Below are 15935 nucleotides of genomic sequence, written 5' to 3' on the forward strand. Positions count from 1 at the left end.
GCGCATGGAAACGATTCTCAAAGCCCTCACCCTTGTAACCGACCCATACACGTTGGGCGTCATGCTTCTAGCGGCCATGTTTGGCTTGTTCGTCGGTGCCATTCCGGGGCTTACCGCCACCATGGCAACGGCGCTCCTGATACCGTTCACCTTTTTCATGGACCCGGTTCCCGCCATTGCGGCAATCGTCGCGACGGTTGCCACTGCAATCTTTGCAGGAGACATACCAGGCGCCCTGCTGCGCATTCCCGGTACGCCTGCTTCAGCCGCCTATTGCGACGAAGCCTACGCCATGACCAAGAAAGGTCTTGCAGAACGCGCCCTCGGCATTGCCCTGGTCACATCGGTTATCGGCGGGCTGGCCGGGTCCATAGTGTTATCACTCAGCGCACCGGCACTTGCCGAATTCGCAATCCAGTTCTCCTCGTTCGAATATTTCTGGCTGGCCTGCCTGGGGTTGTCATGCGCCGTCATCATTTCAACCGGCTCCACCATAAAGGGCTTTGTGTCACTGCTGATCGGGCTGTTCATCGCCACCATCGGCATTGATGGCACGGCGGGACATCCGCGGTTCACCTTCGGTAACATCGAACTGATGGGCGGCGTGAGCTTTATTCCGGCCATGATCGGCATGTTCGCCATCTCCGAAGTGCTGCGTTACGTGGCATCCAGGCGCACCGTCATTGAGGTGCCACAGCAATCCGTCGGCAGCGTGTTCTCAGGTCTTGGTCGGATCCTGCTGCGCTACAAGTTCAACATCGCCCGTGGCAGTTCCATTGGCGCGGTGGTCGGCATTTTGCCGGGTGCCGGAGCCGATATCGCCGCCTGGATCTGTTATGCAATTTCCAAGAAGCGATCGAAGGAGCCAGACAAGTTCGGCACCGGCCATCCCGAAGGGCTGGTTGATGCAGGCTCTGCCAACAATGCCAGCCTGGCCGGCGCTTGGGTGCCGGCAATTGTCTTTGGCATTCCCGGCGATTCCATAACCGCCATAGTCATCGGCGTACTCTACATGAAGGGCATGAACCCCGGCCCGATGGTATTCATCCAGAACCCGGAACTGATCTACGCCGTGTTCATCGCATTTTTTCTTGCCAATCTGGCCCTGTTGCCGTTGGGTTTTGCGGCCATCAGACTGTCGCGCCAGATTCTGAAAATACCACGCCGTGTGCTCATGCCGCTGATCCTCATGTTCTGCATGGTCGGCGCATTTGCCATCAACAACACGGTCTTCGGCATCACCGTTATGTTGGTTCTCGGCATCGTCGCCTACCTGATGGAGGAAAACGGCTTTCCTGTAGCACCTGCCATTCTCGGCATCGTCCTCGGCGGCATGGTCGAGGACAATTTCATGGCATCGATGATCAAGGCCGACGGCAGCATGTTAGGCTTCTTCTCCCGCCCCATAGCGGCAACCCTCGGCGTCATCACCATCATGCTGTGGCTCATGCCAATCCTGGTAGCAGCATGGAATCAATACCGACGAGCGCGAAATCCAACCGTCGATACATGATGCAGATCCCTAGTCCCTCTGCCCCTGTATCACCCGGTTGAGGATCATGGCGCAGAACAGGATGGCGAAGCCTGCCAGGATGCCCTGGCCTACCGATGAGTATTGCAGCGCTTCCAGCACGTCCTCACCAAGCCCCTTGGCACCGATCAGCGATGCCACCACAACCATGGCCAGTGAGAGCATGATGGTCTGGTTGACGCCGGCCAGGATGGATGGCGAGGCAAGCGGCAGGTCGACCCGGGTCAGCAGGTACCATTTCGATGCGCCATAGGCGATTGCCGCTTCCCTGACCGCTTCCGGCACGCCGCGCATGCCAAGTACCGTCAGGCGAACAACCGGCGTACCGCCAAAGATCATCGTCGTGATGACGGCGGCCGGCTTGCCGACACTGAAGAAGGCGATCACAGGGATCATGAACACGAAGGACGGCATGGTCTGCATGAAGTCCATGATCGGGCGAATGATCGCATAGAACCTGGGACGCCTGGCACAGAACAGGCCCAGTGGAATGCCCAGCACAATCGAGATGCAGGCAGCCGTGCCCAGCAGTGCCAGCGTCGTCATTGCCTTTTCCCAAAAGCCGAACAGGCCCATGTAGGCCAGGAAACCGGCGGATGCCATCGCGGCCAGGAAACCGGCCGACAGCCATGTCAGCAGGATTATGAAACTGGCGATCACCGGCCATGGGGTTGCAACAAACAACACTTCCAGGCCGTCGAGAACAACCCGGATGCCATAGCTGACGAAGTCAAAAGCCCACTGCCCCGACGAGCGTACGAACTCGAAGAACTGCTCGACGAACTTGATCGCGGTCAGCCGGATATTGACGTCGGTCGGGAAAACCGCCAGCCAGGACACCGTTCCAGGGAACGCAAAATGGATGATGCTGACGGCAAAAATAAGCAATACGAATACGGCACTTGTACCGGTTCTGAGAGTGTCCAGTCCTGACTTGATCGACCGGTCGGACAGCCATTGCGAAAACCGGCTCTCAAGCGCCGGATTGGCCATGATGCCTTCGGCAATCTTGACTACAGCCAGCATCGCCAGTCCGAACAGGACGATCCAGACCGCGTTGGCTTCCGCAACCACAATCTCCGCCTGAATATCCTCAATCGCTGTTTCCAGCGACTTGATGGTTCGCCTGAACACATCGACATTGTCGGCGTTCTTCTCAATGGCAGCTTCCAGCTGCTGTTTGCGAAACTCCAGCGTACCCTCGATCTGCGCAATCCGATCCCGCGCATCAGCGCCCAGGTCACCAAAGGTTCCGCGTGCAATCTGGATAAAGGCGAAGGTCTCCAGGATGACAAACGGCAGGCCCCAGTTCCAAAGCCCGCGCATGCCGTACCAGATCGGACCCAGCAGCGCCGCCATCTGGTTGAAGGTCCAGGTAAAGCCGGCCTTGGCGCCGATGCGTGCAAATTGGTGGCGGTAGTAATCCGGGTTTGTCTCGACAAACTCCCTGATTAGTTCGTCGCGGTTTTCGGCACGATTTTCCGCAAGTTGTTCCGACGACTCGTTCGCAATAACCGGATCGGTTTTCATCATGATGTCTCCGTACCTTCGACCACCGTGCGCAGCAGGTCTGCCCGTGTGATCACCCCGACGCGTGTGCCTTTCCCGTTGACGACTGCCACCGGGTCTTCCGACAAAATGGCGTGATCAATGAGTTCTTTGAGCGATGCATTCTGCGCGAATGCCTTGGCCGTTTTCTTCAGGCCGCCGTGCGCGCTTTCAAACGCCTTCATGTTCTGCATGACGGCGTGCGCGCGAACGACTTTCAATCTCGATATGCCGGCGACGAAATCCGCCACATAGTCATCTGCCGGATTGAGAACAATATCCTCAGACGTGCCGGTCTGGACCACCCTCCCGTCGCGCATGATGGCGATACGGTCGCCGATGCGAACCGCTTCATCCAGGTCGTGGGTGATGAACACTGTCGTCTTGTTCATTTGCGAGGCCAGCTTCATGAACTCGTTCTGCAACTGCCGCCTGATCAGCGGATCAAGGGCACTGAACGGTTCGTCCATCAGCAGGATTTCAGGATCTGCGGCCAGTGCTCTCGCCAGCCCTACCCGCTGCTGCATGCCGCCGGAAAGCTCATGCGCAAACTTGTTGCCCCACCCGGTCAGTTCCACCAGGTCAATGGTGCGTTCAGCAATTTCAATGCGATCGTTCTTGTTGATGCCCCGGATTTCCAGCGGCATCGCGACATTGTCCAGAACCGACCGGTGCGGCATCAGGCCAAAGTTCTGAAACACCATGGAGATATGTTCGTTGCGATATTTCCGCAGCACATCCGGCGCCATCGCCATGATGTCCTCGCCGTTGACCACTATCTGCCCGGCGGTGGGTTCCAGCAGCCGGTTGATATGGCGAACCAGGGTGGATTTGCCGCTGCCGGACAGCCCCATGACACAGAAGATTTCACCGGGCTTGATCTGCATGCTCGCATCGGCAACACCGATGACACAGGCATGTTTTTCCAGAACCTGCTTCTTGGTCAGACCATTGGCCTTGATGTCGGCAAGCGCGTCATCCGCCTTGTCGCCGAATATCTTCCAGACATTGGAAATCTCGATGGCATATGCGCTATTGCTCATGGGAAAGACCGATCCAGGATTACGGGAGTTTTTTCGAACCGGTGCCCGGCCCAGCCGGGCACCGGAATGTCGTTGCTCAGGTCGCGACCTTTAGAGGCCCAGCCAGCTGTCGACGCGGGCTGAGTTGGCTTTGACCCATTCCTTGGCAACCTGGTCTGCCGATTTGCCGCTTTCGATCTGGAAAGCGAAGTTTGAAACATCTTCCCCGGTGAGCTTGATGTTCTTCAGCAGGTCGGTGATCGCAGGCGAACGTTCCGCAAGCGATTTCGAATAGGCGATCTGCACCTTCTTGAGCGCATCCTCGGTCATCACCTTGGAGTTCTCGTACCAGTTGGGGTCTTCGGACGGCTGCAGGGCCTTGTACTTGGCCGGATCGAACGCAGGCTCTTCCAGGCGCACAACGTCATGCTGGAACCAGATGGCGTGCGGTGAGTAGCAGTAGAAGGCATAGCCGATGCCCTTCTTGATCGAGTCACCGACGGTTGCCGTCATGACCGACTGGTCAGCGCGTACCGGCTCCATGAACGGCAGCAGTCCATAGTCGCGCACCTTGACCTGGTTCACATTGGCGGATGCCCACCCCGGCGCACCGACCCAGATCTCGCCCTTGCCGTTGCCGTCGGAGTCCATCAGCTTGGCAATCTCGGGCCGGGCAAGGTCGAAGATCGACGTGACCTTGTTGGCTTCGGCAAACTGTTTGGTGACACAAAAGCTCTGCTTGCCCTCGTATGGATTTTCTGACAGCGCAACCTTGCCGGTGCCGTCCACATACTTATCGGTAAAGCTTTTCTGGTTCGGCAGCCAGACATCGGGATGAACATCGATGTCACCCTTGCCGGAATCCATCGCCGCGAAGATCGCCGCATTGTCACCCGGCACAAGGTTGGCCTCACCACCGATTTTCGACACCACAATCTCCTGAATGAGATGGGCGATGGCTTGAGCGCCTGTCCATGCAGGTGCGCCGATATTCACTTTTTCAACGGCAAGAGCGGCATTCGATACGGTCATCGAAAGCGCCAGAATTGCGCCGGTAATAATCTTCTTCATTTCACAGTCTCCTCCTGGTTTACGAAACGGCCGCTTCAACAACAGCAACCGCATTTATGGTTCAGGCATTGGTTAGGACAACGCTGGCAGGTACAGTTCGCGCCTTACCAGAAAATTCTCCTAACATATTGAAAACGATAAGGTTTACTCCCTCTATTGAATCAAAAAATCAACCTGATCTACGGCGTGGTGGGCAAGAAATCTCCTATGATTGTATTGAACAGACTTGATTTTTCCATATGCACATTGTGGGCACAACCGGGAACCACGGCCAGCGAACTGTTTGCAATACCGCGCCACAACGCTTCCGGCTGCGGCCAGCCGTAGGAGCGATCCCGATCCCCCCAGACAACCAGCGTGTCAGCCGCGATTGCGCTGAGATCAGGTCGTCCATCCCAGGTCTCCCAGGCCGACAGGCTTGCCAATGCTGCCTGCATGGACGCCTTCAGTCCAAGGTCGACACATTCTTCATAGCCACCGGATGCATCGCCGTCCAAGAACCAGGTTGCAGCAATTCGTCTGACGGTCTTCTCCATGCCATCCGTTTCCAGGCGCCGGCGCGAGGTCTCGATTGTCTCGAACCTGTCGGGCAGAGCGCCGACCGGACCGGTGCCATAACAAACCAGGCTGGCAATCCGCTGCGGCGCACGCGCGGCCATGGATTGCACAATCATACCGCCCATCGAATGACCGAGAAGATGGAACCGCTCAACACCTTGCTCCTGCAATCCATCCAGCACCTGTTCGGCAAATTCAGGGATGGTGTCGGGGGCCGTCAGGTGGGCGCTGTCACCGAAGCCCGGCAGGTTGGGAGCCAGTACATCAAAGCGGTCCCGGAAAAACTCAAACTGCTCTCGCCAGATCCCGGCGCCGGCCAGGTACCCATGTACGAGCACCAGCGGAAACCCACTGCCTTGTCGTTCAAAGATAAGTTGACCGGCCTTTTCCATATCAACTCCCCGATCCATAACCGCGGTCACGGTCTTGATGTCCGCGACTGAACTTTCCGGCACTCAGGGTTAAACAACTCCTTTTTTGAACGTTACTCCGTGTATCCGGGCAGATCGAAGATTTCCGGATAACCGAACAGCGCAGCACTGCCGCCGGTATGCAGGAAGACGACATTGTCCATGCCCTCAAATGCGCCCTTGCCGATCAGATCGATCAGCCCGTCGAGGCCCTTGCCCGAATAGACCGGGTCAAACAGCAGGCCCTCCGTCCTGGCCAGTGTCTTGACGGCTTTCTTCATTCCTTCAGTCGGCACTCCGTACCCGGGCCCCACATAATCGCAATTCGCCCGGACACTTTCGCGCGAAATGCTCAGTCCGGTCCCCAGATGAGTCGCCGTTTTCTGAGCCAGGTCGAAAACCATCTGCTCCTGCTTTTTCTGCGGTGCGCGCGTTCCGACACCAAGCAGATGGATATCGCTTTCAATAGCCGCCAGTCCGGTGACCAATCCGGCTTGGGTGCCAGAACTGCCGGTGGCATGGACAAGTGCGTCAATCTGCAAACCAATATCGACGGCTTGTTCCGCCAGTTCGCGGGCGCAGTTTACGTAACCAAGCGCGCCAATCGGGTTCGAACCGCCACCGGGAATGATGTACGGCTCATCACCCTGATCACGAAGCCGGCCAGCCAGTGTTTCCATATCGGTTGCCATATCGTTGCCGCCGGCCCGTTTTGAAACGGTGGCTCCATGCAGCATGTCCAGCAGCACATTGCCGTTGTGATTGTACTGGGCGTCATTGGAACCGGTCCGGTCTTCCAGGAGAATATGACACTTCATTCCCAGCTTTGCCGCCGCAGCCACTGTCTGGCGCGTATGATTGGATTGGGTCGCGCCTTGTGTGATGATTGTATTGGCGCCCTTCTCCTGGGCGTCGGCCATCAGGTACTCAAGCTTGCGCGTCTTGTTACCGCCCGATGACAGGCCGGTGCAATCATCCCTTTTCACCCACAGGCGAGGCCCGCCCAGCAATTCACTGAGCCGGTCCATGGGTTCCAGCGGTGTCGGCAGGTGACCGAGACGCACACGTGGGAATCTGGCCAGGGCAATCGAGAGCGCTTTACACAAGCTTGTGGTTGTCTCGGGAGACTGCCGGTTTGCGGCAGCCACTGACTGTAAAGGCTGAGCCATTTTGTCTTCCTTGTGATTGGTTGCACAAAGGGTCCCTCAACCTGCGAGCAAAAAATAATGCTTTCTTCTCTGCCTACCCATACATAATGTATGGGCAAAGGAAGGAAAAATCATGGATTTGCGCTGGCTTGAAGATGTTTTGGTATTGCTGGAGGAAGGCAATATGACCCGTGCCGCGAACCGGCGAAACATCACCCAACCGGCGTTTTCCCGCCGTATCCGCGGGTTTGAAGACTGGCTCGGTACACCGGTGCTGGACCGCAAGGTCAATCGCGTTGACCTGAGCCCGTCACTGGCGGCAAATGAAACTGAAATCAGGGCGCTCACCGCCCGCATCCGCGAGCTGCGCGGCAGGATTTCGACCTATGACCCGGCAAGCACCACGACCACGATTGCAGCCCAGCATTCATCCATCTACTCGACCTTTCCCGACATGGCATTGCAGGCACAGAAGGATTTTCCGGCACTCAAGTTTCGCGTGCGCGCCGGCAATCAGAGGGACTGTGTTTCGATGTTCCTGCGCGGTGATGCCACCATGCTGATGTTTTATGAGGCCGAAGGATCAGCCCCGCTGCCGTTTGGCGACACAGTCAGGCGCGGCACCTGGGGTGACGACAGGCTGGTGCCGGTCGTTGGCGGCAGCATGCGTTATGCCGTTGCCGGCGACGGATCGATATCGGACGACAGCCCGGCAATCATCTATCCGGAAGAGAGTCATTTCGGCTCGATGTTCCATGGAACAGAAAAACGCTTCGCCACCCGCAGCCAGACAACAAACCCGGTCTATGAGACAGCATTTTCCAACGGCATCAAGGAACTGGTCCTGAAGGGACTGGGGGTCGCCTGGTTACCCGTCAGCATGACTCATAACGAGATCGAAAGCGGCCAGTTGGTCAGCCTCAGCGGCTGCTATGGCAGCTTGCCGCTCAACATTGTGTTGTATGCCGACATGCAGGATGACACCGCCAGCGCATTACTGGACGTCTGGAGTGCCTGAGTGCTGAACAACATCTGCAGGAACTTGGCGATTTTAGCGCAATTACAATACGTTAATGCCGAAATTTCAGCGTCGAAGCAGAGCTATCCTGTAGCGCCATCCCGCCGGTGCGCCTGCAACAGGCAGCGCAGGAACTTATCCGTTTTGCGGTTGAGTTCCGGGCGTTTCCTGACAATTGCCGCAAGCTGTGTTGTATAACGAATCTTGTCCTTTTCGACAGGTCGCATGATGTCCGCCGCCACGTAGGGAGCCGCTACATGGTCAGGCAGAAAACCCAGATACTTGCCCGACTGTATGAGCACCGAAAGTGCTTCTTCATTGTGAACACGTGCCGATATCCGGAAGTTCATACGCTGGCCGACAACCATGTTGGGTGAATTGAAACCGAAGCCGGCGTACTTGAATGCAGACAATTGTTTCAGGTCGAGATTGCTGTTTGAACCGTCAAAGCACGGGTGTCCCCGACCGCAGTACAATATCATTTCCTCGCGGTACAGATCGGCATAACTCAGCACCGCCGATTGCCGGTGGACAGGCACAATCCCCAGGTCATAACGCCCATTGATGACACCTGCCTCGATGACGTTCGGCGGTTCGGTCGACAATTCGAGGTTGACCTCAGGCGCCACCGTCTCGAAGTCGGCAATGGCAGCATGCACATGAGCCGCCGGGTTGGTCGAGGACAGGTCGAAGAAGGCCAGCTTGAAGGTGCCCCTCATATTGCGGTGAATATCGTCAACCTCGTTCTGGAAACCTTCAACCGCTGCCAGCAGCATCTCCGTGGCCTCCAGCACCTTTTCGCCTTCTCCGGACAGGGAAAAACCGGCAGGCCCGCGATAACACAAGGTCATGCCGAGGCGCACCTCAAGATCGGATATGTGCCTGCTGATCGTCGAACGCCCGATATTCAGCTCGAATTCGGATGCTGCCAGGCCGCCGCACCGGGCAACCGTGCGAAATACGCGCAACAGTCTGAAGTCGACATCTCCAAATCCCTGAAGAAGAGCTTTTTTGGCCATCGTTGAAAGGTTGCCGTTTTATGAAACTTTGATCGAAAACCTTACCATCTATCGAACAATTTATTCAAGTTACCCTTCGTCTCTTATTGGCAGCGAAGCCGCGCAGATACCCACCAGATAAGGTGATTGGACTGCAAACGGCACTTGTTAGTACAATAAATGGGGTAAACTGAGGAGGGAACTATACATGGCAGTCAAGCCAGCACTTACTGATCTTCCGATCAAGACGGCGGACGCCGGGTTTTACCGGGGGTTCAGTAAGGACGTAACAATTGCGTCCAAATTCATCATTGGCGGACTTGTGATCTGGGCCGTGGCCTTTCCGGAACAGGCCGGATCTGTACTCAACAAGTTCAATTCATTCATTCTGAGCAACTTCGCCAGCTGGTACATCTGGGTCGTGGCCCTGTTTGTCCTGGTGTGCATCCTGCTGGCTATCTGGCCTGCAGCGGGCAAGCTCAACCTGGGCCGGGACGGGGAAAAGCCGGAGTTTTCCAACTTTTCCTGGTTTTCCATGATGTTCGGCGCCGGTATCGGTGTCGGCATGCTGACCTGGGCGGTGGCGGAACCGGTGTATCATTTCGGCAACAACCCGGAAGTGATCAAGGGCCTGACCAATGGCGGCAATGCCGACAATATCCGCATGGCCTACAAGTGGTCGTTCCTGCACTGGGGGCTTGGCGCGTGGGCGTGCTATGCCATCGCCGGGCTGGCGCTGGCGTTCTTCAGCTATCGCCGCAACCTGCCGCTGACCATCCGGTCGTCGCTGACGCCGCTGTTCGGCAAGTCCCTGTCCGGTCCGTTCGGCAATGTCATTGATATCGTTGCCGTGGTGGCCACTATTCTGGGTGTGGCCCAGACGCTGGGCTTTGGTGTCGAGCAGTTTGTGTCCGGGCTTGCCCGTATCGGCATTGGCGGCCTGCAGACCGCGGAAGGCACGGCCAGTTCTGCCGGCATCATCGTGGCCATCGTGGCCATCATGGGAGCCTCGACRCTGTCGGCGCTGTCGGGTGTCGGCAAGGGCATCAAGTGGCTGTCCAACATCAACATGGTGCTGTCCATTGCGCTGCTCAGCTTCTTCCTGCTGTTCGGCTCGACATTCTTCGGCCTGCAGGCGCTTGTGGTCGGTGTCTGGGATTACCTGATTGCCATGCCGGACATGATGTTCCGGGTCTGGCACGGTGACGGCAATCCGGACAGCGTGGCGACCAAGCTGGCCAACTGGCAGGGCGCATGGTCTGTGTTCTACTGGGCATGGTGGGTGGCGTTTGCGCCGTTCGTGGGTCTGTTCCTGGCGCGTATTTCCARGGGCCGGTCGATCCGCGAGTTTGTTCTGGGCGCCATGATCGTGCCGTCGCTGATGTGCTTTGTGTGGTTCACCTGGGCCGGTGGCACAGCCATTGACCTGGAACTGAACGGTGGCGCAGGCGGTGTCATCACCTCAGCGCCTGACGGTGACAAGATCTTTGCCATGACCAACTTCATGCTGGCACCGATAGCCGAAGTGCTGTCGTGGCTGATGTCGTTCATGATCGTGGTCTTGCTGATGACCTACCTGGTCACCTCGGCTGATAGTGCGGTGCTGATTGTCAACACCATCAATGCAGCCGGTGATGAAGGTCCCAAGGCGCGTCCGCATATCATCTTCTGGGGTGTTGCGCTGGGAGCTGTGGTTGCAGCCCTGTTGCTGGTGGGTGGCCTGAAGGCCATTCAGACGGCGATGGTGATCGGGGCCTTGCCGTTTTCCATTGTGATGGTGCTGATGTGCTTTGCGCTGATCAAGGCCATCTACAATGACAGCCGGCGCGAAAAGGCCGGTATGGAAACGGTGGTCAACCCGGCTGAATAAGCCAGACACACCCGAACAAAAACTGAAAGACCCCCGCTGCCTGCGCAGCGGGGGTTTTTGTTTGGATGGGTTGGGTTTGAGACCTGGGTGGATTTTATGCCGCTCACGCAAGCAGCCTGTCGGCTGCGCTCCGCTAGGGCGCACTTCGTGCGGCGCGCGGTCGCGCTTGCCTCAGCACCCAAGTGCTTCGGAGGAATTGATCTCTGCGGTTGTTCGGGGTTGGAGAACGGCGCGAAGCACGCAGTGCTGAATAAAGCTGTTCGACCAGAATAATGCATCACAAATCGCACCTGCCGGAGTGACATACGCCCACTAGGCCCGACGGGCCTCGGGCCGGTCAGGCCCGCCCAAGCGGAGCGCAGCCGACAGGCTGCTTGCGTGAGCGGTATAAAACTTCCCGTTCTCCGACCCTGAACAACCGTTGTGATGAATTCCTCCCGAGGCACGTAAGTGTCGAGGCAAGGCCGACCGGCCGCCGCACGAAGTGCGCCCCAGCGGAGCGCAGCCGCAAGGCTGCTGGCGTGAGCGACATGAAACATCAATCCGTTTCCGGAAACGGATTGAACTCGAACGCCGGGCCGATATCTTGCAGATTATACAACCTGGACACTGCCAGTCTTTCCGAGACCTCCTTGACCGGGTCATCCTGTATATTGCCGCTGCTTTTCACTGCCAGCCCGGCCAGGTAATCGATCCTGACACCGTTTGTCTTTCCCGAACTGCGATTGGTACGCTGGCTGTCAAAGGCAACAAGCGCGACATGCCCGTTACGATATTCAAACTGGAATGTACGCAGCTCCGTTTCCCACCCACCGGCACTCATGAACAGTTCAAGATTAATCGAGAAACCCGCAGGTTTGGTTTCCAATGGCTTGTAGGAAGGCAGGTAATCCTCAACGTTGACGGTTTCACGCGCCGGAATTAATGCGTTGTCCTGATGCACGAGCCGGTACTGATCGCTCTGTTTGTCTCTGAACGCTATCAGCATTTGCCGCCGCATGGCGTCGAACGGTTTTTCATCCGTATCGGTGTCTTCATGGTCCTGACGAACAATCATCACCAGATCGTTCAGCCCGTCTGCATTGAGATCGGTCGCGATGCGATGTTCAAGCGACCAGCCGGCGGCAACAAATCCTTCTGCGCCGGCCGCTGAACTGGCCGCGGCGGGAACAGCGTCTCCGGAGGCGGCAAAAGCCGGTTGTGCAAAGACCGCGCAACACAAAAACAAGATCGTCGGTATCTTCATCATGCCGGTCTTCCCGCGCCGCCCCCGCGAGCCGCGATCACGCGCGCCAGCAGCACGAGCGGGCCACCGGAAAACAGGGCCAACAACAGCAAACATATCCAGTACCAGTACTCGGCCAACCGTCCTTCATCCAGAACCAGGACGTCCGGATTATCGGGCAGTAACCTGCCGGCAATGGGATCATTCAGCTTGTACCGGGAGCAGACAGTGTCATCTTCGAGCCAGATGACTTTCCGCAACACCGTTGATGAACCGGGCTTGGAATACCGCACCTGGATGACGCAAAACAGGGACGGTTCAGTGCGATTGGCTCCGTCTCCCATCCTGGTCGCATCATTGTGGAACTTTTCCACTTTCAACCCCTCAATGCTTGCGGTCACAGCAACACCGTCCTTGTCCACCGCCCTTTGGCTCTCCAGTCGCTGACCGTGCTGCCAGGCGAGATAACCGAAGCCCAATCCGATGCAGATCGGCACCAGCAGAAACAGTGTTGCGGCAAACAGTACAACCCTGGATGCGTCCGGCCCGGCTTCCGGTCCGACCTTTTTGGTCCGGCCAAGCAGCACACGCCAGTATTTCAAAGACAGCACGATCTTCCAGAATAAATGCTTCATGTCACCATCTCATCCATTGTGCGCGCTGGTCGGGCATCAGCAGTATTTCAAATTGCGGTCTTGCCGAAAACCGGCACCTCGAAATCTGCGTCGAAACTGCTTCCGTCCGGTGCCTTGGTCTCAACAGCGAGTTTCCAGACCACCTCGCAATCATCACCACAGGCCCCGGATGAGCGGGCATCGGCCGGAATATCAAGATTGACCGGGATTGAAAAACCCCGGCCGCTTATCTCGATCTGTGCTGCCTTGATCCGAACATCGCATTCGTGAAACGGCGCTTCATCACGGCGGTCGTTGATACGGCGCCTGCCTTCCGCCGACATGTGTTGGGTCCAGTGGCGCACAAACCCGGCAAATTGCAGTTTGGTCACCGCCCTGGATTCGGGTTTGAATCCGATCTCGACACGTCCCTTGAAAACCTCGCCGGGCCGCCCGGGCAGCGTGTCAATAACCAGGTTGCTGGTGCCGAACTTAATCCAGCTTATGCTGTTTCTTATGGCCGACCACAACATCACCACCCCGATAAGCAGAAACAATCCGCAGAGCAACATGACCGGCAAAGACTGCTCCCAAAACTGATCGCCCCGATCAGTGGCAAAAAACCAGATTGCACCCCACCAATTGACCACAAACAGCCACAGAAACAGAACCTTGCCCGCCCTGGTATGGGACATTTGCCTGCTGGCCCATTGCTTGTTTTCCAGCCACGGCATCGTGTTGCCGGATGCCAGTTGACGCTTTAACCGGTTTTTGTTGCTGCCCGGTTCGATGAGGAGGGCATACAGGCAGTACGTACAAATGAGCAGGCCAAAAAAACAGGCCTGACCAGCCAGCAATGCCGGGAAGACAGGCAGGCCCTGTTCGCGATGAAGCGATGGCAGGTTGACCAGGAATACCGCAAGAAGGGCGATCAGTAAAACCAGTACAAGGCTCGGGAAAACGCGTTGCATTTGGGGTCCGTTCAAATCTTCAATGATGATCGCGGCAGCCTGGCAGCCGCCGCGATGCGTCATCACTGATTATCAGATGCACGCCGTCACGGCTGTGCAGGACGTCACATCGCAAGTTCTCCTACGTCTGCAGGCCAAGGTGCAGGTGGTTCCAGATCCCGCTATCACGGGATGGGATCATGCCGTTGGCATCATGCCGGTCGGATTTGCTGTCATCCGCACAACGATGCTACATCCAATACGGTCGCTGAGCAAGAATGCGGCGAAGGCAACAACCTGCCATTACTCATCACGCCCGGCACGCTTCGGCCCGATCATCTGAACAACATTTCCGTCCGCTGACTCCGCACTAAGGCGGCTTCGCAGCGCCGGAACAAATCGCTGGATTGAAATGTCCCCGACAGTATCGCTCTCGATGTGCCTCAGGAGCTGGTCATCTCCTCTGAAATCAGAGCGCTGGCCCAGCAGTGGCACAGACCGGCGTTCGCGGTACTCAGCCAGCGACTTGCTGTAATAGTGATTGATACGCAGCACATCGGTCGATCGGGCGGCGAGACGGTGATCGGCATGCCCGATCTTTTCTCGTTGCTCCGTCCATGACTCCGGATAACCGTGCCTCAGAATGAAGACGTGGGAATTGTGCACCCCGCGCACCGCACTCGGGCGAACGATGGTCTTGACCCGGGAAAGATGTTTGCACGACGCCTTGGGTTTTCTGAGCCTCTGTGTGTAGTTCTCTGTCACCAGGCCTGGAGGTTTGCGCGCGTGACCCGATGTGCCGAACATATGCCAGTACACAGAAAGCGAATCGAGATCTTCGTAGTCATGCAGCACCTCGGTCAGGGAGCCCGCCGAGGTCGGAAACAGGAATTCGTCAGCGTCAATAAATGCCATCCATTCGGCAAGATGACCAAAATTGGCAATACAGTGCAACATCGCCAGTTTCTGACTTCGACCTTTCGAGCCGGCCACACCTTCCCATCCTTTGAGAAAGTCTGCCCAGTTGACAACAGTGACCAGCCCTTCCTTGACGTATGGCGACAATTGTTCGGCCGTACCGTCGTTGCTGCCATTATCGTAGATGAAGAAGTGGCTGACCCCCATCATGCGATGGAACTCGATCCACTCACCAATGTAGGGGCTTTCATTGCGGACGATGGCGAATACGCAAAGATAGTGTTCGGCCGAACCAGGCTGTGCAACCGGTTGCGGAAGCCACAGCCTGCGCTTCGCGGCAGCGCGCCACATGCCCGCAAGCTGCCAGCAACGTTGTTCCAGCTTGAATAAAGTCTCCGGTTTTATCGAAAACACTGCGACGACACCCCCTATCGCATTCACCAAATCTGACAATTACACCGTATACCACCTATTCACAGAATGATACTGGATTTGCAAGAATTTCAGCGAATATTTGGGTAATTGGTGTTGTAATAATCTCTCTATTGTAAAAGTTGTTGTTGATTCATCAACTTACACATCACTCTTCAGCAATATCTTCATTCCAAAGCTCTGGCTTTTCCGCAATGAAGCGCGTCATCAGGGCAATGCAGTCCGGATCATCCGCGACCAATACCTCAATACCTTTCGACCGCAGGAAGTCTTCATTGCCGCCGAATGTGGTGTTTTCGCCGATTACCACGCGTGGAATACCGAACTGGATGATGGTGCCACTACACATCATGCACGGGCTTAAGGACGTATAGATGGTCATGTCGCGGTAAGTCCGTTGCCGGCCGGCTTTGCGCAGTGCATCCATTTCACCATGCGCTATCGGATCACCCTGCTGGACCCGTTGATTGCGTCCGCGCGACACCATGACCTCGCCTCGCGCCAGTACCGAACCAATGGGGCAACCGCCTTCGTCAAACCCGGCCTTGGCTTCGTCATAGGCCATGCGAAGGAATTTTCGATCAGTTTCATTGAGCATCTGGACCTCTCTTTCTGGTCAGGA

General features: G+C 56.8%; 14 protein-coding genes. 3 read left to right on the forward strand and 11 right to left on the reverse strand.

Annotation, left to right across the window (positions count from 1 at the left end):
* The first annotated feature begins 4 nt into the window (after nucleotides 1–4).
* Nucleotides 5–1513, forward strand: coding sequence for a tripartite tricarboxylate transporter permease (locus DHN55_RS11695; protein WP_108881438.1), 1509 nt, complete (start codon nucleotides 5–7; stop codon nucleotides 1511–1513).
* 9 nt (nucleotides 1514–1522) lie between these two features.
* Here DHN55_RS11695 and DHN55_RS11700 read toward each other — a convergent pair whose 3' ends face one another.
* The 5 genes from DHN55_RS11700 to DHN55_RS11720 form a co-directional block, all read right to left on the reverse strand.
* Nucleotides 1523–3064 (reverse strand): ABC transporter permease subunit, encoded by a 1542-nt coding sequence (locus DHN55_RS11700; RefSeq protein WP_108881439.1) that lies wholly within the window; start codon nucleotides 3062–3064, stop codon nucleotides 1523–1525.
* Nucleotides 3061–4122 (reverse strand): betaine/proline/choline family ABC transporter ATP-binding protein, encoded by a 1062-nt coding sequence (locus tag DHN55_RS11705; RefSeq protein WP_108881440.1) that lies wholly within the window; start codon nucleotides 4120–4122, stop codon nucleotides 3061–3063. The genes DHN55_RS11700 and DHN55_RS11705 overlap by 4 nt, the downstream gene beginning before the upstream one ends.
* 90 nt (nucleotides 4123–4212) lie before the next feature.
* Nucleotides 4213–5172, reverse strand: a complete 960-nt coding sequence (locus tag DHN55_RS11710; protein WP_108881441.1) for a glycine betaine ABC transporter substrate-binding protein — start codon at nucleotides 5170–5172, stop codon at nucleotides 4213–4215.
* A 179-nt stretch (nucleotides 5173–5351) separates the two neighbouring features.
* A complete protein-coding gene (locus DHN55_RS11715; RefSeq protein WP_337660198.1) occupies nucleotides 5352–6185 on the reverse strand; it encodes an alpha/beta fold hydrolase in 834 nt (277 codons plus the stop codon).
* A gap of 29 nt (nucleotides 6186–6214) precedes the next feature.
* The gene (locus DHN55_RS11720; RefSeq protein ID WP_108881442.1) at nucleotides 6215–7309 is read right to left on the reverse strand and encodes a D-cysteine desulfhydrase; all 1095 of its coding nucleotides are present in this window, start codon (nucleotides 7307–7309) and stop codon (nucleotides 6215–6217) included.
* 112 nt (nucleotides 7310–7421) lie between these two features.
* On the opposite strand from DHN55_RS11720, the gene DHN55_RS11725 reads away from it, so the two are divergent.
* On the forward strand, nucleotides 7422–8306 hold the full coding sequence (locus DHN55_RS11725) for a LysR family transcriptional regulator (RefSeq protein WP_108881443.1): 885 nt from the start codon (nucleotides 7422–7424) through the stop codon (nucleotides 8304–8306).
* 83 nt (nucleotides 8307–8389) lie between these two features.
* Here DHN55_RS11725 and DHN55_RS11730 read toward each other — a convergent pair whose 3' ends face one another.
* Nucleotides 8390–9325 (reverse strand): LysR substrate-binding domain-containing protein, encoded by a 936-nt coding sequence (locus tag DHN55_RS11730; protein ID WP_108881444.1) that lies wholly within the window; start codon nucleotides 9323–9325, stop codon nucleotides 8390–8392.
* A 187-nt stretch (nucleotides 9326–9512) separates the two neighbouring features.
* Between DHN55_RS11730 and DHN55_RS11735 the strand changes: the two genes are divergently transcribed.
* On the forward strand, nucleotides 9513–11174 hold the full coding sequence (locus DHN55_RS11735; protein ID WP_108881445.1) for a BCCT family transporter: 1662 nt from the start codon (nucleotides 9513–9515) through the stop codon (nucleotides 11172–11174).
* Between the two features lie 538 nt (nucleotides 11175–11712).
* On the opposite strand, the gene DHN55_RS11740 is transcribed toward DHN55_RS11735, so the two are convergent.
* The 5 genes from DHN55_RS11740 to DHN55_RS11765 all read right to left on the reverse strand — a co-directional run bounded on the left by DHN55_RS11740 (nucleotide 11713) and on the right by DHN55_RS11765 (nucleotide 15911).
* Nucleotides 11713–12423: a hypothetical protein gene (locus tag DHN55_RS11740; protein ID WP_337660199.1), complete on the reverse strand. Its 711-nt coding sequence runs from the start codon at nucleotides 12421–12423 to the stop codon at nucleotides 11713–11715.
* A complete protein-coding gene (locus DHN55_RS11745) occupies nucleotides 12420–13034 on the reverse strand; it encodes a hypothetical protein (RefSeq protein ID WP_108881447.1) in 615 nt (204 codons plus the stop codon). Before DHN55_RS11745 ends, DHN55_RS11740 begins: the two co-directional genes overlap by 4 nt.
* A 47-nt stretch (nucleotides 13035–13081) precedes the next feature.
* Nucleotides 13082–14047, reverse strand: coding sequence for a hypothetical protein (locus DHN55_RS11750; protein WP_108881448.1), 966 nt, complete (start codon nucleotides 14045–14047; stop codon nucleotides 13082–13084).
* Between the two features lie 219 nt (nucleotides 14048–14266).
* Nucleotides 14267–15295 (reverse strand): glycosyltransferase family 92 protein, encoded by a 1029-nt coding sequence (locus DHN55_RS11760; protein ID WP_337660200.1) that lies wholly within the window; start codon nucleotides 15293–15295, stop codon nucleotides 14267–14269.
* Between the two features lie 166 nt (nucleotides 15296–15461).
* Nucleotides 15462–15911: a deaminase gene (locus tag DHN55_RS11765; RefSeq protein ID WP_108881451.1), complete on the reverse strand. Its 450-nt coding sequence runs from the start codon at nucleotides 15909–15911 to the stop codon at nucleotides 15462–15464.
* Nucleotides 15912–15935 lie beyond the last annotated feature (24 nt).

This window comes from Anderseniella sp. Alg231-50 (genome assembly GCF_900149695.1).
In the GTDB taxonomy this organism is placed as follows: domain Bacteria; phylum Pseudomonadota; class Alphaproteobacteria; order Rhizobiales; family Aestuariivirgaceae; genus Anderseniella.